This is a genomic window from uncultured Parabacteroides sp. (genome assembly GCF_905196875.1).
Classification (GTDB): Bacteria; Bacteroidota; Bacteroidia; order Bacteroidales; family Tannerellaceae; genus Parabacteroides.
Genome location: NZ_CAJJWO010000024.1, coordinates 35,633 through 56,756 on the forward strand (window position 1 = coordinate 35,633; position 21,124 = coordinate 56,756).

General features: G+C 42.1%; 10 protein-coding genes. All 10 read left to right on the plus strand.

Features of this window, described 5'->3' with window-relative positions; translation table 11 throughout:
- The first annotated feature begins 4 nt into the window (after positions 1–4).
- The 10 genes from QZ076_RS10240 to QZ076_RS10285 all read left to right on the plus strand — a co-directional run bounded on the left by QZ076_RS10240 (position 5) and on the right by QZ076_RS10285 (position 21,121).
- On the plus strand, positions 5–3,253 hold the full coding sequence (locus QZ076_RS10240) for a TonB-dependent receptor (protein ID WP_293713067.1): 3,249 nt from the start codon (positions 5–7) through the stop codon (positions 3,251–3,253).
- A 13-nt stretch (positions 3,254–3,266) separates the two neighbouring features.
- Positions 3,267–5,288 carry a RagB/SusD family nutrient uptake outer membrane protein gene (locus QZ076_RS10245; protein ID WP_293713069.1) on the plus strand — a complete coding sequence of 674 codons (2,022 nt, stop codon included), beginning with the start codon at positions 3,267–3,269 and terminating at the stop codon, positions 5,286–5,288.
- Between the two features lie 164 nt (positions 5,289–5,452).
- The gene (locus tag QZ076_RS10250) at positions 5,453–6,523 is read left to right on the plus strand and encodes a glycoside hydrolase family 43 protein (RefSeq protein WP_293713100.1); all 1,071 of its coding nucleotides are present in this window, start codon (positions 5,453–5,455) and stop codon (positions 6,521–6,523) included.
- Positions 6,524–6,616: 93 nt separating this feature from the next.
- Complete coding sequence (locus QZ076_RS10255; protein WP_293713071.1) at positions 6,617–9,721, plus strand: TonB-dependent receptor; 3,105 nt, start codon at positions 6,617–6,619, stop codon at positions 9,719–9,721.
- A gap of 15 nt (positions 9,722–9,736) precedes the next feature.
- Complete coding sequence (locus tag QZ076_RS10260; RefSeq protein WP_293713102.1) at positions 9,737–11,338, plus strand: SusD/RagB family nutrient-binding outer membrane lipoprotein; 1,602 nt, start codon at positions 9,737–9,739, stop codon at positions 11,336–11,338.
- A gap of 104 nt (positions 11,339–11,442) precedes the next feature.
- Complete coding sequence (locus tag QZ076_RS10265; protein WP_293713073.1) at positions 11,443–12,462, plus strand: FecR domain-containing protein; 1,020 nt, start codon at positions 11,443–11,445, stop codon at positions 12,460–12,462.
- 223 nt (positions 12,463–12,685) lie between these two features.
- Positions 12,686–15,949 carry a TonB-dependent receptor gene (locus QZ076_RS10270; protein WP_293713075.1) on the plus strand — a complete coding sequence of 1,088 codons (3,264 nt, stop codon included), beginning with the start codon at positions 12,686–12,688 and terminating at the stop codon, positions 15,947–15,949.
- A 20-nt stretch (positions 15,950–15,969) separates the two neighbouring features.
- Positions 15,970–17,508 (plus strand): RagB/SusD family nutrient uptake outer membrane protein, encoded by a 1,539-nt coding sequence (locus QZ076_RS10275; RefSeq protein ID WP_293713077.1) that lies wholly within the window; start codon positions 15,970–15,972, stop codon positions 17,506–17,508.
- Positions 17,509–17,600: 92 nt separating this feature from the next.
- Positions 17,601–18,980 carry a glycoside hydrolase family 27 protein gene (locus tag QZ076_RS10280; protein WP_293713079.1) on the plus strand — a complete coding sequence of 460 codons (1,380 nt, stop codon included), beginning with the start codon at positions 17,601–17,603 and terminating at the stop codon, positions 18,978–18,980.
- A gap of 5 nt (positions 18,981–18,985) precedes the next feature.
- Entirely contained in the window at positions 18,986–21,121 is a 2,136-nt protein-coding gene (locus QZ076_RS10285; protein ID WP_293713081.1) for an alpha-N-acetylglucosaminidase, read from the plus strand.
- Positions 21,122–21,124 lie beyond the last annotated feature (3 nt).

Genomic DNA, 21,124 nt, shown 5'->3' on the forward strand with positions numbered 1-21,124 from the left:
TTGCATGAAAGCACACAGTTTTGTGTTGGCAGCCGCGCTGCTAAGCGCATGCCCCGTATTATACGGAAATGCGGCCGGGATAGAAACACCCCGGCTTAGTAATGCGGCCAGTCCGCAGCAGAGTAAAAAGATTTCCGGAGTCGTTAAGGATACAAGCGGCGAACCGGTTATCGGAGCAAATGTTATTGTGAAAGGAACTACAGTCGGAACAATGACAGACATCGACGGACAGTTCAACCTGGAAGTCCCGTCGGATGCTATCCTGCAAATATCCTATATCGGATATCTTGCCCAGGAGATGCCTGTAAGAAATCAAACAGCTTTTAATATCAGACTGGTGGAAGACAGCCAGGCGTTGGATGAAGTGGTGGTCGTTGGTTTTGGTACCCAGAAGAAAGTGAACCTGACCGGTTCTGTTGGAACAGTAGATAGTGAAGCGCTGGAAGCACGTCCGGTAATGAGTGCGACTCAGGCATTACAGGGGTTGGTTCCCGGTTTGCAGATCTCATCGGCCGGCGGTAGTATGGAAACAAAAGCCGATATTAATATACGTGGTACTGCTACGATCGGTGAAGGATCGAGCGGTAGTCCGCTGGTTCTTATCGACGGGATGGAAGGCGATATTAATTCCATTAATCCGCAGGACATAGAAAATATCTCCATTCTGAAGGATGCCGCCGCTTCTTCTATCTACGGATCACGCGCTCCTTTCGGAGTAATCCTTATTACTACCAAAAGTGGCCGCAGCGGCAAACCGGTTATCAATTATAACAACAGTTTTCGTTGGAGCGATCCGGTAAAGACTCCTAATATGATGGACTCTTATACCTTCGCCACTTATTTTAATGATGCGAATGTGAATGCCGGTAACGGACTATTTTTTACCCCGGAACGTTTACAACGTATCAAAGATTACCAGCAAGGTAAAATTACTAATTCTGTTATTGCGAACCCGAATAACCCCCAGTATTGGGCCGACGGGTATGCCGAAGGAAATGATAATGTGGACTGGTACGATGCTTTGTTTCGCGACTGGGCTTTCTCGCAGGAACATAACTTCAGTATCAACGGAGGTTCGGATAAGGTGAGTTACTATGCTTCGTTCAACTATCTGGATCAGAATGGTCTGATGGTATTCAACCAGGATACCTACGATCGCTATACTGCCACAGGAAAGATCAATGCCACGCTGACCGATTGGGCTAAATTGAATTACAGTACCCGTTTCACCCGCGAAGATTACGGACGTCCTTCTGCTATGACGGACGGTTTATATTCTGATCTGGGACGTCAGGGCTGGCCGGTATTGCCGCTTTACGATCCGAACGGTTACCTGTATTCTTCTCCTTCTCCCGCTTTAGGACTGGCAACAGGCGGACGCGATTATACGCAGACCGATAATATCTATCAACAGGCTTCTTTGATACTGGAACCGGTGAAGAACTGGGTTACCCATATCGATTTCAACTATCGTATCATGTCAGCCAACCGTCATTGGGACTCGCAGCAGACATTCAATCACGATGTGGATGGCAATCCGGTAATCTACGGCACAGGATCGAATGTGCATGAAGATTATTACAAAGAAAACTATATGAACCTGAATGCCTATACGGAATACAGCTATAATCTCGAATCGGGTCATAACTTCAAGGCAATGGTCGGTTTTCAATCGGAAATGATGCGACAAACCAAGTTTGGTTTACAACGCGACGGCATCATTATCTCCGGTCTGCCGGAGGTCGATCTTACTTCGGGACTCGATTATAATGGCGGTGTGGTAACCCCTTCCGTAAACGGTGCTCGTCAGCGTTGGACTACAGCCGGTTTCTTCGGCCGTATCAACTACGACTACCAGGGAAAATACCTTGCAGAAGTAAATCTGCGTTATGACGGTACCTCCCGTTTCCGCGAGGATCAGCGCTGGAACCTGTTTCCTTCTTTCTCGTTGGGATGGAATATTGCCCGTGAAGCTTTCTGGGAACCGTTGGCAGAGTATGTGGGGACATTGAAAGTTCGTGGTTCGTATGGTGAACTGGGTAACCAGAATACGACCAGTTGGTATCCTTCTTATCAGATACTGGAAGTAAAAGCCAGCGACGGTAAATGGTTGCAGAACGGACTCAAACCGAATGCCGCTTACGTACCGGGACTGATCAGTTCTACTTTAGGATGGGAACGCGTTCGTAACTGGAACGTCGGTGTCGACTTCGGTTTATTGAATAACCGTCTGACCGGATCGTTCGATTATTATAATCGTCTGACTCTGGATATGATCGGCCCGGCTCCCGAACTGCCTGCTTCTTTGGGCGCAGATGTTCCGAAGACAAACAATACCGACTTGAAGACTTACGGTTTCGATCTGGAAATCGGCTGGAACGACCGCCTGAAGAATGGCCTGGGATATAGTGCCAAGTTTATCCTGTCCGACTCGCAAACGGAGATCACCCGTTATCCGAACCCGACCGGGACACTCGATAAATATCGTACGGGGCAGAAGCTGGGCGAGATATGGGGATACGAAACAATCGGTATCGCTCAATCGCAGAATGAAATGGACAGCCATCTGGCCTCCCTGCCGAACGGCGGACAGGATGCGCTGGGTACAAGTTGGGAAGCCGGCGACATCATGTACAAAGACCTTAATGGTGACGGTAAGATCGACAACGGTGCCAATACGATCGACGATCATGGCGATTATAAGCTGTTAGGAAACAACACCCCGCGCTACCAGTTCGGTATCGACCTGGGTGCAGACTATAAAGGTTTCGACTTCCGTGCCTTCTTCCAGGGCGTGATGAAACGCGACTTCTGGCAAGGCAGTGAATACTTCTGGGGCGTAACGAGCAATATGTGGTGGTCGGCCGGCTTTAAAGAACATGCCGATTATTTCCGCGCGGAAGCCTCTAACGACCTGGCAGCCAATCTGAATGCCTATTATCCGCGTCCTATCTTCAATACCGACAAGAACCAGAAGACGCAGAGCCGTTATTTGCAGAATGCTTCTTATATCCGTCTGAAAAATATTCAGTTAGGTTATACGTTACCGGCTAATCTGACCAACAGGTTCTATGTATCCAAACTGCGTATCTTTGTTTCCGGTGAAAACCTCTGGACAGGTACGGGCATGGCCAATATGTTCGATCCGGAAACTGTGAACGGTGGTAAGATCGATGATAATACAAAGAAAGGTAACGGTAATGCTTACCCGCTTTCTAAAACAATCTCATTCGGTATAAATGTTACTCTTTAATAGCTAATTTACGATGAAACACATAAATAAAATCAAACAGTTTGCAGGTATTGCTTTGTTAGGCGTGCTGGTTTCCTGCAATGATTATCTGGAACAGTCTCCTTTGTCTCAAATCACGCCGGATAAATACCTGAACGAAGAATCTCAGTTGGCAACGTATGCCAACGGCTTATATACCGACATTCTGCCTTCGCATGATAACTGGAGTTACGGAACTTTCGGTACCGATCAGCATACAGACAATCAGGCGACTAAAACGTATGATAATAAGTTCGTTCCCGGACAATGGAAAACAGCCCAGACGGAAGACAGCGATAAGAAAAAACGTAACTGGTTCTTCGAACGTATCTACAGCTGTAATTATTTTCTGGATAACGTACTGCCTAAACTGGCTGAAGGGAAGATCACCGGAAGTACGGATAATATCAACCATTATGTTGGCGAGATCTATTTTCTTCGTGCCCATGAATACTTCAAGCGGTATCAAATGTTCGGCGATTTTCCTATCATCCGCCATACATTACCCGATCAGATGGAACCGCTGATCGAAGCCAGCCAACGTTCCCCTCGTAATGAAGTGGCCCGTTTCATTATCTCTGATCTCGACTCGGCTATTATGTTGATGGCGACGACTCCAGATAAGAACAAGACCCGTATCTCAAAAGAAGCGGCTTTGCTCCTGAAGTCGCGTGTAGCCTTGTTCGAAGGGACCTGGTTGAAGTACTTTAAAGGTACCGCCTTTGTGCCTAACGGGCAGGGATGGCCGGGAAAGGATAAAGCGTATAATGCAAATTACCAGTTCCCTTCCGGTAGTATCGAAGGTGAAATAGAATATTTCCTTACACAAGCCATGGATGCAGCCAAGCAGGTGGCCGATGCAACTCCACTGGTGGAGAATACCGGTCTGGTGCAACAAGATGCTGCTGATCCTGTAAACCCTTATATGGATATGTTCGGAGATGTAGATCTGTCCGGTTACAGTGAGGTGCTTTTGTGGCGTCCATACAGTAAAGGACTGGGACAAACCCACTGTGTGGTGGTAGGTGCGCAGAATGGTGACTATGGAGTAGGGATAACGCGTGGTATGGTGGATGGCTTCCTGATGAGTGACGGTATGCCTATCTACGCCTCTTCCGGTTATAAAGGAGATAAAACAATTTCCGATGTACGCATTGGACGCGACTCCCGTCTGAATATCTTCCTGAAGGAACCGGGACAAAAGAATGTACTGTTCGAATCGACCGAAGGAACGCATGCTGTATTGGTTGAACCCAATCCTGCTATCCTGGAATCTTCTTTGGAAAAGACTTATACGACAGGTTATGCTTTGCGGAAAGGTAACTCATATTACCAGAACCAGTGTGCCAACGGCGCCAGCTATACCGGATCGATTACTTTCCGTGGTGTGGAAGCATATCTGAATTATATGGAGGCCTGCTATGAGAAGAACGGATCGCTGGATGCAACAGCCCAGAATTACTGGCGTGCCATTCGTGCCCGTGCCAAAATGGATACCGATTATAATAAAACGATTGCTGCAACCCGCATGAGTGAAGAGGCTAAAAATGATTGGGGTGCTTATTCTGCCGGAAATTTGATCGATCCGACTTTGTATAATATTCGTCGCGAACGTCGTTGCGAACTAATGGCTGAAGGCTTGCGTTTCATGGATCTGTGCCGCTGGCGTGCCATGGATCAGATGATCAAGACTCCATACCATATTGAAGGTTTCCGTCTGTGGGGCGGCATGAACGAATGGTATAAGAATGAAGACGGTTCTACTCGTTTGGTATATGGTTTGGATAATCCGAGTGCTAACGTGTCCGATCCGGCGTTGAGTGAATACCTTCGCCCTTACGAGATATCAGGACGCTCGGTTGCTAAAGACGGATACCGTTGGGCGATGGCACATTATTTGCAACCCATCTGTATCCAGCACCTGATGATTTCTGCCAATGGTGGCGATATCTCGGTATCTCCTATCTATCAGAATCCGGGTTGGCCTTCAAGTGCTAACCAGGGAGCTACGGAATAGTTGGGAGGTTTGGTTTATCTCCTTAGGTAAGTTGCAAGTGTTTCACTAGGGTGAAACAAAAATAAGTCCGGCAGCTTTCAGTAGTCAGTCGGTTAGTCTAATAAAAAAGAATAGCAATGATAAGAATATTAAGTTTGGTTCTACTTCTGGTGTCATATACTGGTATGAAGTCTCAGGAGATTGTACCCGGTGAAAGATGGCCGGATGATAAAAACATTCATGTAAATGCGCACGGCGGCGGTATGTTGTATGCCGACGGAACCTATTATTGGTTCGGCGAGTTTAAAAGCGATACGACCAGTGTGGCGCTGGATGGTGTAACCTGCTATTCTTCCCGCGACCTGGTTCACTGGAAGAATGAAGGGATTGCCATGCCTGTTATGCCGGAAGAGTCTTATAGTGATATTGAAAGAGGTTGTATATTGGAACGTCCGAAGGTCGTCTTTAATAAAAAGACTGATAAATATGTAATGTGGTTTCATCTGGAACTGAAAGGGAAAGGGTATGCTGCCGCTCGCGTCGGTGTGGCTGTGAGCGATCAGGTGACAGGTCCTTACCGTTTCGTCCATTCCTATCGTCCCTGTGCCGGATTCTGGCCGGAGAATATGCCGGAAGAATATCGTACTCAGAATGTCAAGGCTGATGATTTCTCCGAATGGTGGACACCCGAATGGAAAAAGGCAGTGGATGAAGGTCTGTTTGTCCGCCGCGACATGGAAGGCGGCCAGATGTCGCGCGACATGACCATCTATGTGGATGACGACGGAAAAGCCTATCATATTTACTCTTCGGAAGAGAACCTGACCTTGCAGATCGCCGAACTGACCGATGATTACCAGAGCCATACCGGACGATATGTCCGTATATTCCCCGGCGGCCATAACGAGGCTCCGGCCATCTTGAAGAAAGATGGAACCTACTTTATGATCACTTCCGGCTGCACGGGTTGGGATCCGAATGAAGCCCGTATGTTCTCCGCTTCTTCCATCTGGGGCCCGTGGACGCAACATCCAAACCCTTGCCGTGGAGACGATGCGGCCCTCACTTTCCATTCGCAGAGCACTTTTATCTTCCCCGTAGCCGGTAAAAAAGACGCTTTCATCTTTATGGCCGATCGCTGGACACCGAAGTATCCGTCCGATGCCCGTTACATCTGGCTTCCGATCCAGTTTGAGAACGGCTTGCCGGTGTTGAAGTGGATGGATAGATGGAACCTGGATTATTTTGCAGATTGAATAAGTTAGAACGTTTAAAAATCAAAGCTTTACTTTGTAGTGTTGCTTTTTTGTATATCTTTGTCGTTGTTGAGCGATAATTAAATAAGCAATATGTATTTTCTACGGAAACGGATAGTAGTGCTCTTACTATTGTTATTATCAGTATGTGCAAGAGGAGAGAATACTCCGACATTACCGATAACCGGTACGGTCGGAGTATTTCCTTTGGAAAGAAAGATCACAGGGCGGGTTGTAGATGCCGAAGGTAAACCATTACCGGGTACGAACGTTGTGGAGGAAGGTACGACGAACGGTGTCGTAACCGATGCGGAAGGAAACTACTCACTGTCTGTTGGGGGAGAAGAGTCTGTGTTGTCTTTTTCTTTCATCGGCTATAAAACAAGATCGATACCTGTTGGACAGCAACACTATATAGAGGTTGTGTTGGAAGAAGATATAATGTATCTGGAAAATGTCGTTGTAACCGCTTTAGGTATAAAGAGAAAAGAAGCTTCGTTAACTTATTCTGTCGATCAGGTAAAAGGAGAGGAACTGAACCGAGTGAAAGACCCGAACATGATCAATACCCTTGCCGGGAAAATCGCAGGTGTACAGATAAACAAGACCTCTTCGGGATTGGGAGGTTCATCGAAAGTCCTGATGCGTGGCATTCGTTCGGTGGCCGGTAATAATCAACCTCTATATGTAATAGACGGAGTCCCTATCCTGAATTCGACCAATGAACAGGCTTATACTGCCATCGGTGGTACTGCCGATGCCGGAAACCGTGATGGAGGAGACGGCATCTCCAATTTGAATCCCGAAGATGTAGAAAGTATCAGTATTTTAAAAGGCTCTCCGGCTGCTGCTTTATATGGTAGCCAGGCCGCTAATGGCGTTATTCTTATAACTACCAAAAAAGGGAATCCGGATGTCCGTAAGATTTCATTTTCTACCAGTCTGATGTTTGATAAAGCTTTTTGTTTGCCGGAGTTCCAGAATGAGTACGGGCCATCCGATGGTGTGGAAAGCTGGGGAGAAAAGTCGGATCTACCGGTATATGACAACGTGAATGATTTCTTTAAAACAGGCCTTACTTCCATCTCTTCCTTTTCTGTTAGTGCAGGTAATAAGAAATATCAGACCTATTTTTCGTATGCAAATACAACGGGGAAAGGAATTATCGAACATAACCATCTATCGAAACATAATATTTCATTCAGAGAAACCGCTTTTTTGTTTGATAATCGGTTGAAACTGGATGGTAGTGCTTCATTGTTCAGACAAGTTACAAAGAACCGGAATCCCAGTGGTGGTTTTTATATGAATTCGTTGGTAGGACTTTATCGTTTTCCCAGAGGGATGGATATTTCAGAATACAAAGATCGCTTTGAAGTCTGGAATTCTTCTCGGAATCTTTATGAGCAGAACTGGCATTCCGATACACAGGATTTCGAACAGAATCCTTATTGGGTTATTAATCGTATCCAGAGCAAAGATGTACGTACCCGTACGATCATGTCACTGAATGCAGAATTGACAGTTACAGATTGGTTAAAGGTTCAGGCACGTGGAAGCGTCGATTATTTGTCGGATAAGGTACGGCAGAAGTTTTATGCTTCTACGGCTCCGGCCTTGTCCGGAAAGAACGGAAGATATATTGAGGCCGATTATCAGGAAACTTTATTGTATGGAGATATTATAGTTTCTTTTGAAAAGAAATTTGGACGATTTTCCGTGAATGGAGTAGTGGGAGGCAGCATTAACGATAAGATGGTGAACTCTTTGCGTTATGACTCAAAGACAGCCTCCTTGAAATATGCCAATGTGTTTAATGTGGCGAATATTATTATGGATGGTTCGGCTTATATCGATCAGCAGATAGACGCTCACCGCCAACTGCAATCGGTATTTGCTACGGCTCAGGTAGGATACGGAGATATCTTTTTTGTAGATCTGACAGCCAGGAACGATTGGTCGAGTACATTGGCGTTTACTCCGAATGAGAAGAAAGGCTTTTTCTATCCTTCCGCCGGTGGAGCCTGGATGATGAGTAAGATGTTTCAGTTACCGGAGTTTATCTCTTTTGCTAAGTTGCGGGCTGTATGGAGCAAAGTCGGGAATGATATCCCCTTGTATATAACAAATCCCGTTTCGCATGTGGGAGCCGGTGGCGAGATAGAATATGCCGATGCCGCTCCGTTTGAGAATATGAAACCGGAAATGACCACATCTGTTGAATTGGGGACAGAGTGGCGTTTTCTACATGACCGGATCAGTTTTAGCGGTACTTATTATAAAACGAATACCCGTAACCAATTCTTTAAGCTTCCTGCTAAATCCGGAGATAAGTATGCTTATCGTTATGTCAATGCCGGAGATATTCAGAATACGGGCTGGGAGATCAGTATTTCTGCCTTACCCGTAGTCAATAAGGATTTTGAATGGAAATCGATATTGAACTATGCGACCAACAAAAATAAAGTGATCCGGTTGCATGAGGAGTTGCCTGTTTTTATTTATGGGCCGAGAGGTTTCTCATCCAGCTATGCAATGAAGTTGATGGAAGGCGGTTCGTTTGGAGATATTTACGGAAAGGCATTCCGCCGCGATAATAGCGGGCAGATCTTGTATGAAACAGAAGGTGATAAAAAAGGATTACCACAGGTGGATGGTGAAGGCGACCTGATTAAAGTAGGTAATGCGAATCCTGTTTTTACGATGAACTGGAGCAATACGTTTACTTATAAAAACCTGTCTCTTTCTTTTTTGATTGATAGTCGTTTCGGTGGTGATGTACTATCGCAGACACAGGCTGATATGGATATGTTTGGAGTTACCGAAGTTACAGGTAATGCCCGTAATGCCGGCTTTGTCTTGCTCGAAGGACATCGGATCGAGGATGTGAAAAGTTTTTATAAAAATGTAGTGGGAGGACGTACGGGAGTGACCGAGTATTATATGTATGATGCGACCAATATCCGTTTGCGCGAATGTTCGCTCGGATATACTTTACCTGAAAAATGGTTGAAAGCAACAAAAGCGATCAAACAAGTAAACTTGTCCTTTACAGCTCGCAATCTCTTTTTTATTTATAAGAAAGCCCCTTTCGATCCGGATCTGATCCTTTCTACCGGAAATGATAACCAGGGAATAGAAGTGTATGGTCTGCCGACGACCAGGAGCTTTGGATTCAATATAAAATGTGATATTTAATATCGGAGTATGCAGATGACACACCGTAAGATAGCAGTGTTGCTTTTTATCCTTTTTCCGCTTTTATTATCTTGTACCAAACATTTCCAGGATATAAATACGGACCAGTCCGGAATAACGGATGAAGATATGGCAGTCGACTTCAATAACCTGGGGATTCCGTTAGGTATCATTCAGCAGGGTATTTATTTCAATTATGATTTCGGTAAAGGGAAGAACTGGCCTTATCAGCTTATGCAGAACCTAAATGCAGATATGTTCAGTGGTTATATGCATGATTATAAACCCCATAACGGAGGAAGTAGCAATTCCGACTATAACCTGCAGGAAGGTTGGAACGGTACGAACTGGGGATATACATATGCCTATATCCTTCCGCAAATAGATAAACTGGAAGACTCTACGCAGATTAATTATCCCGGAGTTTATGCAATAACCAAGATATTAAAAGTGGAGATCATGCATCGGATATCCGACGTTTACGGACCGATTATATATACCATGTTTGGAAATGAAGAGGGTCTCTATTTAGCCGATACGCAGAAGGAGGCCTATTATGCCTTTTTTCAGGATCTGGATACCGCCTCTGATCTGATAAATGTCTTTCTTCAGACAAAAAAACAAATACCGGATATTTCTGCTTTCGATATATTACTGGATGGCAATTATACCTCCTGGCTGAAGTTTGCCAACTCGTTACGAATGCGTTTGGCAATACGTATAGCGATGGCAGATCCTGAAAAGGCACGTAGTGAGTTCCTGAAAGCGTTCAATGATCCTTATGGTGTTTTTGAAACGGCGAAAGACCGACTGGTTGTTTCAACGAAAAATGGATATCAAAATCCTTTGGGAGAAATTAACCGGGTATGGAATGAAGTATATATGAATGCCTCTATGGAATCTATTCTGAATGGATATGAAGATCCTCGGAGGGAGTTCTTTTTCGAGCCTTGTACTGGTGGTGTTAATGATTTTGAACCTCATAATATCTATAAAGGGATACGCCAGGGTACCTGTTTCTCTCATTTACTTTATGCTTCCCATTCGAAAATATATGTGGAGCAGTCAACTGAGCCTATATTGATGACTGCTGCCGAAGTTTGGTTCTTACGTGCTGAAGCCGCATTAAGGGGATGGACTACGGAAAGCGTTGAATATAATTATCGTCAGGGTGTTACTGCTTCGTTTGTCCAATGGGGGGCAAATGGCGTGGAAGATTATCTTCAATCCGATCGTATAGGAGCAGATTATGTGGATGCTTTCGATAGCTCCAATAATATCAAAGCCCGTTGTCTGGTTTCTCCTGAATGGCTCGAATCAGCTTCAAATGAAATAAAACTTGAAAAGATCATTACACAGAAATGGCTGGCTCTTTTTCCCGAAGGTTGTGAGGCCTGGGCTGAACAGAGGCGTACCGGTTACCCGAGGCTTTTCCCTGTCAAAATAAATAATAGTAAAGACGGTTGTATCGATACGGAGACTATGATCCGGCGTTTAAATTTCCCTGCTGATATCATTGACACGGATGTTGTACTGTATAATTCGTTGGTAACGGCTTTGGACGGACCGGATAATGCCGGAACAAGGTTATGGTGGGATAAGAGATATAACTTTTAAGATATTAATATGTGTTAAATATATAACACTTACCCCCAGATAAGAAAGTATTGTGTGTATCCTTTATAAACGGACTGGAAAACGGTCGTCTAATAAAGATATATATGCAAGACACAATCATCATATTACTCCTGCAGAAATACATAAAGAACCAATGTTCGGAGCAGGAATTGCACGCATTGCTTCACTGGTTGAAGTCGCCGGATAATCATGCTGAGCTTGATCTGGTGGTTAAGCCTTTGTGGGAGACCATCGATAAAAACATGTCCCGACCGGAAGGTGAAAAGGAAAAAGAATTGCATGAAGAGGTTTCTTTACTTTTATCTGGAGTAAAAAGAAAGGATAGGAAAATCTCTAACCCCATAGTTAGAGATAAAAACCGTTTAAACGGTTTTTATCGTATTGCTGCTATATTGATCCTGGCATTCAGTGTAACATTCGGATTAGTGAAAGTACTCGACCGTCCGTCTCCGCAGCTTACTTACACGGAAAAGGTTTCCAATAAAGGAGAAAAGAAAAATATAGTGTTGTCTGATGGCACAAAAATTATCCTTAACTCCGATACCAGGTTACGCATCCCTGCCGACTTCAATAAGGAAGAACGTGTTCTGGAAATGGAAGGAGAAGGCTTTTTTGATGTGGCTCCTAATCCGGATAAACCCTTCATCATAAAGAGTGGAGAAACCCGGGTCAGGGTGCTGGGAACTTCCTTCGATTTTAAATCATACAAAGAAGATGATTTTATAAAACTGACCGTATCGACCGGTAAGGTTCGTGTTAATGTAGACGATCAGGATCTTCAGTTGTCCGTATCTCCCAACGAACATCTTTCCGTCAATAAGATAGATGGTAATGTCAGTAAGGAAACCATTCAGGAAAACAACTATATCAAATGGATACAGGGTTCTTTGTACTTCAACAAAGAACCGATCCGGGAGGTAATAAAAACTATCAACCGCACATACAACCGCAAAGTGATCCTGCAATGTAAGAATCGCGATTATAAGATTACCGGGACACACGATAATAAAAGTATAGAAGCGGTTATCGAAGCCATTTGCTTTACTACCGGTCTCCACAGCCGTCAGGAAGGAGATAATATAATTATATATGATAAACTTTAAGTCGAACCTATTTAATGAGAATGCCTATGTAGAATATCAGGAAACAACGTATTAAAAAAAGCAGCAGTGCTGTCACACCGCTGCCTTCATTAATTTTCAGCAGAAACCTTTAAAACAGTATTGAGCCACTGGGTTGTAAGGATTTTCTGCCTGTCTTAACAAACATCATTCATTAAAACATTACAAATGTATGAATTATAATCTAATATTAAACAAGACTGTTATGCGAACTTCGTTAACCGTATGCGCTATTGCTTTATCTTCCCAGTTGCTTTGTGCGGAGGGCGTTTGGGGGCAGAGTCTTAAAGAAAACAATATCACTTATGTCGTGAAGCAAACTTCTGTGAGCGATGTATTTGAACAACTGAGTAAAATCACTGGTTTTAATTTCTTTTATGACGAATCAGTACTGAAAGACTTGAAAAATGTCAATGTACAGATTAAGAATGGTTCTATAGATGCTATTTTAAATGAATTATCACAACAAACCGGATTGTATTTTAAGAAGATAAATAATACGATTTCAGTGAGCCGGAGCCGTATTGTTTCTTTTGAACCACAGACAATTCAGCAAAATAAGAAACTCACAGGTATTATCCGTGATAATAACGGAGAACCTATTATCGGGGCAAATGTAGTTGTGAAGGGAACAACTAATGGTACCATAACGGGAGTGGACGGAGATTTTTCTCTGGATGTGCCGGGTACTGGAACATTACTTATATCCTATATCGGTTACTTAAGTAAAGAGATAGCGATCGGAACAGAAAGCAGGATTGATATCACTTTATCTGAGGATACACAAAAGCTGGACGAAATTGTAGTAGTGGGTTACGGTGTGGTTCGTAAAAGCGATTTGACTGGATCGGTTGGTACTGTGAAAGGAGCAGCAATTGAGAGCATGCCGGTATCTCGTATCGATCAAGCTTTGCAGGGACGTGTCAGTGGTATGCAAATAACATCAGCAAACGGTTCTCCTGGTGCTAGTACAACAATTCGCATTCGTGGTGGTAATTCTATTAATGCAGGTAATGAGCCTTTATATGTTATCGATGGTATTATTGGAGGAGGCGATTTAAGTACGATAAATCCGGCGGATATTGCTTCTATTGAAGTACTGAAAGATGCGTCATCTACAGCTATATATGGATCTCGTGGTGCAAACGGTGTAATTTTAATTACTACCAAGAGAGGAGATGGAGCAGAAGGGTTGAAGTTGACTTATAGTGGATATTATGGATTACAGACACCAGTTAAAAAGCTGGATCTTCTGAATGGGCAGGAAGCTGCAGTTTTTCAGAATGAATATGCTGAATATTATGGTCGTCCACATCCGTTTAAAGATCCTTCTCAAGTGAATAATACCAATTGGCAGGACCAGATGTTTCGTTCGTCTGCTCCGATCACCGACCATAATTTGAGTTTATCCAAGTCAATGAAGGATGGTAATTATTATTTGTCAATGAACTATTTCAACCAGGAAGGTATTATGTATGAGTCTGGTTTTGAGCGTTACCAAATACGCTTCAATGTCGATCAGAAAATAGGAAAAGCATTCCAGTTGGGAGCTACATTAACTGCTTCTATGACGAATCGGGATAATCCGTTTGTCGGTGGACACGATTTACTACCTACTGCACCGATATACAATGAAGATGGATCTTATTTCGATGTTAATCAAATCAGTGGTAATGTTTATAATAGTCCGGTTGCCCAGCGTGAATACATTCAGGATAAAACAAGAAAATTTAGAGGGTTGGGGAATGTCTATGCACAATTGACGCTCTTTAAGAATCTGGTATTAAAGTCTTCTTTCGGTTTCGATATAAGTCATAGCAAACAGAATCGGTATGAATCGGTAAATCTGCCAACTCGTGTTTTTAACAAAACTGGTGGTTACGCAAAGGTTCGTACTGAGTTTCCTATTACTTATCAGAATGAAAATACGATCAGTTACAATATTACATTAGGTGATCATTTTATTTCTGCATTAGGTGGTTTCACTTGGCAGAAGTATCAATACGAATTCTTGGAAGGTTCAGCAAGTGGTTTTAAAAATGATGTAAGTTTATATCATGCAATGGAAACCGGTGATCCCGTAACACGTGATATTCAGACAGGCGAAAAGGAATGGGGATTGGTCTCTTATCTGTTTAGAGCAAATTACACGTATAAGAGTAGATATATGTTGACTGTGTCTGGTCGTCAGGATGGTTCTTCCCGACTTTCGGAAGGTAATAAATGGGCCTTTTTCCCTTCTGTTGCATTCGCATGGAGAGCATCGGAAGAAGAGTTCATTAAATCTCTTAGTTTGTTTTCAAACCTGAAATTAAGAGCTTCTTACGGTACTTCCGGTAGCCAGGCTATCGATCCGTATTCAGTGATTGATAAATTGAAAAGTGGTTCTACTGTGATAGGCGGACAAGAAGTTATTTCGTTTGCCCCAGAAAGTTCTGCAAATAAGAATCTGGGTTGGGAGAAAACAAAACAAGTGGATGTAGGTTTGGATGCCGGTTTTTTGGAAGGGCGTTTAGGCTTGGAGATCGATTATTATTATAAAAAGACAACCGACTTGCTTCTTAAGAGGGAGTTACCATACCAAACAGGTTTTGAATCTATACTTGAAAATGTCGGTGCTGTAAGAAATCAGGGATTTGAGATTTCAGTGAATTCTGTTAATATCGATAAGAAGGACTTTAAATGGTCTACAAATCTCTCAATTTCAGCAAACAGAAATAAGATACTGGATCTTGGAGGAAAGGACTTCATTGAAAATGGAAGGGGATCTCGATTAATCGTCGGTGAACCGATGGGAACTTTCTTTGGTGTAAAGTATTTGGGAACATGGAAAGAGAATGAGATTGCCGAAGATTCCAAACATAAGCCAGGTGATCCTAAACTGGAGGATCTGAATGATGATGATATTATTAATATACATGATGGACAGATCATAGGAAATGCTGAACCTAAATTTTATGGAGGTTTTGGTAATGATTTTACTTTCAAACGTTTTACATTCGGTTTGTTCTTTGACTTCAGTTATGGCAATGATGTGTACGACTTATCGGGAAGAGGTATGGATACTGGATTTAATGGGAATGTTTATGGCAGAAACCGGGATCGTTGGAGCGAAAGTAACCCTAATGGATATTATCCTAAAGCTGGTAGTGCTTTTACCAATATCTTTGATACGTATGCTGGTGGAGAATTTAACGGCGGATGTAGTTTATATTTACACGATGGTTCTTATCTGCGTTTGAAGAATATAAATGTGCAATATGATATTCCATTGTCAAAGCAAAATGTGTTAAAGTCATTACAGGTCTATGGAACGGTTTCCAATGTGTTTACATTGACTAAATATTTCGGTTATTCACCGGATGTGAATGTGGGAGATTTGGAAACGGAAGCTACACGCCGGGGATTTGATCAAAATGCTTATCCTCAGAGTAGAACATTCCTGATTGGTTTAAAAGCACAGTTTTAATAATTTAATACGTATTTGAAATGAAACGAATAATAATAAATTTACTGGTACTGATGGTTTTATCATTCAACTCATGCAGTAATCTGTTGAATGAGGATCCGAAAGATTTTGTTTCACCACAAGGTTTCTTTAATACGGAAGATGAGGTAACATCTGCTTTATATGGCGTATATGGTTATTTACACGATATATATATAGGTGATTATGAAAAGATTTTCATTGCAGATATCGGTGTAGATAATATGATTACGAGACAAAGTCCGCGTGTAGATGTTTATCAATACTACCAAATGGATGCTCCGACAGTTGAATATTCTACTTTCTGGAAAAATCATTACGCGGCCATCGGTTCGGCCAATATGGTGATTGCCCGTACAGAAAAGTCTGCATTGAAAGAAGAGTTTAAAAATAATATTATAGCAGAAGCTCGTTTCCTGAGAGCATTTTTCTATAACAACCTGGTGTTAATGTGGGGGGATGTTCCAATGTGGTTGGATGAGTTGAATGTGGAAGAAGTCTCTACCGTTGCACGTACTCCGAAATCTGAAGTATTGAAACAAATTATTGCAGATCTGGAGTATGCTGCTATTACGTTACCTGGAAAAAGAGAGGTGAAAGATCAAGGCCGTGTAACATCCTGGAGTGCAAAATCTATAATGGCACGAGTTTGTTTATTGGATAACCAGTGGCAGAAGGCTTACGATTTATCGAAAGAAGTTATCCAATCGTCTCCTCATAAATTATTGAATGATTTTAATCAGATATTTGACTTCAAGAATAAGTTTAATGATGAATTGATATTTGTTATCCCCGGTTTGACAGATGTTAAAGGTAGTCAGATCCATTCTTTCACAAATCCTCGTGGACGTGATGAAAGTGGAAAAGTAGATGCTTTGTTCAAAGAAGGGAAAAAGGCTATTCGTCCAGACGGAGCTATTGTCTCTTCTTCAGGAGAGTTGTTTCAGGGATGGGGGATGTTTAATACGACAAAAAATCTTTTGGCAAGCTTTGAAGATGGTGATACCCGTAAGGATATAATGGATTGGAGTGGACTGACGATGACAGACGGAACAAGAATAACCTTTGATGGTGGTGACGGCGGCGGATCCGGGCATTATATGTTGAAGTGGATTGCTTTTGATGAAAAAGCTAATAATGGAAGTCGTGATATTCATCATATTCGTTTAGCAGAGCTTTATCTGATTCAGGCTGAGGCCGCAAATGAACTGAACAAACCGGCGGAAGCTATTGCATTATTAAATGTTTTACGTGAACGGGCATTTGGAGATAGTAGTCATAATTATGCCTCGTCTTTATCCAAAGAAGAGATAAAGAAGGCGATTGTCAACGAGAACAGATGGGAATTATGTGGTGAAGGTGTCCGTCGCTGGTACCTGATCCATTGGGGGTATGACTATCTTTATAATGCAGTTCAGGCTTTGAAAGATGAAAATCCCAGAGCTGCAACAAACATAAAACCGCATCATGTCTTATTTAAAGTTCCTGATGAAGAGTTTATAAAGAATCCTAATTTAGGAGTTAATAATCCGGGGTATTAAATATCTTCGGATAGATATGGCACACAGATTTGTTTTATAATGACTTCTATCTGTGTGCCATATTATTTCTCTCCAATCTAATATATAAAATTGTGAAAAATAGATTTAAACAATTGATTATAATAGCCTTACTTCCTTTATACGTATGTGGCGGTTTTGCTCAAGGAAGTCCGTTGGCTGTAAAACCTCCTTTGGGATGGAATAGTTTCGATAGCTATGGAGTCTATCTCCACGAAAAGGCTGCATTTGATAATTTGGAGGTATTGGCTGATAAATATCTGCCTTTCGGCTATGAATATTTTGTGATAGATAATGGTTGGTTCGGGGAATATAAACTGCGACCGGGAACAATTTATTCTATAGAACGACATGCTTCAGATGTAAATATTAATGAATTTGGATTGTTACAACCTTCTACCTGTTATTTTCCGAATGGCTTTCTTGAATTGATAAATAAATGTCATGCAAAAGGGTTGAAGTTTGGCCTTCATCTGATGCGAGGTATACCTCGGAAAGCGGTAGAGTTGAATTTACCTATTAAAGGAACGGATTATCATGCACGGGATATTGCAGACACAGTAAATATCTGTAACTGGTGTCATTATAATTATGGTGTGGATATGTCGAAACCCGGTGCACAGGCTTTTTATAACAGCTTAATTGACCAATTGGCTGCGTGGGGTGTCGATTTCATAAAGGTAGACGATATTGTTCCTTATCCGAAAGAGATAGAGGCTTTGGTTCATGCTGTTAAGCAGTGTGGCAGGGATATGGTAATCAGTTTGTCTCCAGGCGATCGTGCTCCGGTAGAATATATTGATGTTTATAAACAGGCCAATATGTTGCGTGTAACCGGTGATGTATGGGATACACAATCTGATATTGATAAATGTTTCACCGCATGGAAAAAATGGAGTGGTTATGAAATTCCCGGATTTTGGCTGGATATGGATATGATACCGTTTGGTAAACTTCAATTAATGTCTCCGGCTACATTAAACAAAGAAGATATAAGCAAAAGTGCTTTATATGCGGGGAAAGGATTTACCAGGGAAAGTGAGTTAAGTAAGGAGCAAATGAAAACATTTATCACGATGCGTGCCTTGTCTGCTTCTCCTTTGATGATAGGAGGTGATTTGTTGACAATGGATGAGTATTCTTATAGTTTATTGACAAATCCATCTGTTTTGGCATGTAATCAGAATGGAAAAATGGGAAAACTCATTTTTGAGAAAGATGGAGTGGAAATATGGAAGGTAAAGGATATTGAATCGAATAAAGGGTGGATAGGAATATTTAATAGAACCGATTTTGGAAAAGAGTATATGAAATTTGATATTAGTGTATTGACTCTTACAGAAAATGCTCGGTTGTATGATATATGGAATAATAAACAAGTTGTGATAGAAAATAAAGAGATAGAAATAACTATACCCGGACGGGGAGTTGTTTTCATTAGATATGATATTTGATTGATATGAAGAATTTGAAAATAAGAGTTTTATTTATCGGCCTTTTTTGTGTAGCAACAGTATGCAATGTAAAAGCAACTGATGTCTTACAGGATCTGCTAAAAAGGGTTCTTCCCGGATATGAAAACCAGTTTGTATTTAAAACGGAAGTATTACCGACAGAGGAAGATTATTTTGAATTAAGTTCTGTTGGACAGCAAATACAGATACAAGGGAATTCCCCTGTCAGTTTGGCTTCCGGTTTGAACTGGTATCTAAAGTATTACTGTAACAGTTCTTTTTCTTGGTGTGGTAATCAAACTCAAATACCGGAAAAACTACCAATTTTAAAGAAGAAGGTCAGAATGCAAACTCCCCTTCATACGGGATTTTATCTGAATTATTGTACTTTCAGCTACTCTATGGCTTTCTGGGGTTGGGAAGAATGGGAACGCGAAATAGACCGGATGGCAATGAATGGTATTACTACTCCAATGGCGATGGTGGGAGTTGAATGTGTGTGGCGTAATATGCTGAAAAGGTTCAATTATTCGGAGAAAGAGATAAAAGAGTTTATTCCGGGGCCGGCTTATCAGGGCTGGTTTCTGATGGGAAACCTGGAAGGGATGGGAGGCCCATTACCCGATAGCTGGTTCAACAGGCAGGAAGAGTTGCAGAAAAAGATTGTGGCACGGATGAAGGCATACGGAATGGAACCTGTTTTTCAGGCATTTTTTGGTATGGTTCCGGGAAATCTTTCTACTAAATATCCGGAAGCAGATATTATCGGACAAGGAAAATGGATTAATTTTGATCGTCCGCCGGTACTAAATCCAATTGATCCTTTATTTGAAGAAATGGCATCTGTGTGGTATGAAGAGTATGAAAAACTATATGGAACAGTCCATTATTATGCAGGTGATCTGTTTCACGAAGGAGGAAAAACAGAGAATATAGACGTGACGGAAGCTGCTGAATGTGTTCAGGAGGCTATGCAAAATGCTGTTCCCGGTAGTGTCTGGGTTATTCAGTCATGGGGTGGAAATCCGACAGAAGAGTTATTGGCTGGTTTATCGAAAAAGAATACGATTATAATAGATCTGTGTGCTGAATATTGGGATCGTTGGAGCGAACGGAATGCTTTTGGTGGATTTCCATGGGTATGGGCAAATATCACTAACTGGGGCGGTAATATCGGACTACATGGACGTTTGGATGCAATTGCTTCGGAACCAGTGCGAGCTCGTACTAATACCATGACATTTCCTTGGCTCAAAGGTGTCGGAAATGTTCCTGAAGGTATCGGTACAAACCCGGTAGTTTTCGATCTTGCTTGTGAAATGCGTTGGAGAGATTCAGTTCCGGATCTAACAAACTGGCTACGTGATTATGCTACTTACAGATATGGGAATCCTGATGAAGTGTTGAATAAAGCTTGGGATATATTCCATAAAACGGCTTACGGTACTTATAAAGGACATCGTCGTCCTTCAGAAAGTTATTTTTGTGCTCGTCCTTCTTTAAAAGTTCGTACAGTATCGGCTTGGGGGAGTGCACGAATCTATTACGAGGAAAGTGAGTTCGAAGAAGGTGTGAAATTATTTGCCAGTGTGAAGGACAAATATAAAGGACATGATGCTTATGAATACGATCTGGTGGATTTTACCAGGCAACTCGTTGCTAATAAAGGACGCATTCTGTATCATCAGATAATTCGGTGTTATAAAAATAAGGATGCGGATTCGGTGACTTATTATTCACGAAAGTTTCTGGATCTGATTCTGTTGCAGGATCAGTTACTGTCTTGCCGATCTGAATTGTCTGTTTCAAGCTGGATTAATCAGGCTAGAAATTGCATGACAGATCCAGCCGATAAAGACTTATTCGAATATAATGCGCGTGCATTGATTACAACTTGGTCTGATGAAAAGAGTCAGTTGATCGATTATGCACATCGTGAGTGGAGTGGGGTACTGAAAGAATATTATTATCCCCGTTGGGAAATGTTTTTCGACTGGTTGATACAGACTGTTCATGGAAAGCAGGTTCCGGAACCGGATTATTATTCCCTGGAGGAAGCATGGACTAAATCGCATGTTATTCCTGCTTCTTCAAAGCCGGACTTATATAAGTTGGTGGAAGATTGTATAAACTTTAATTAGACG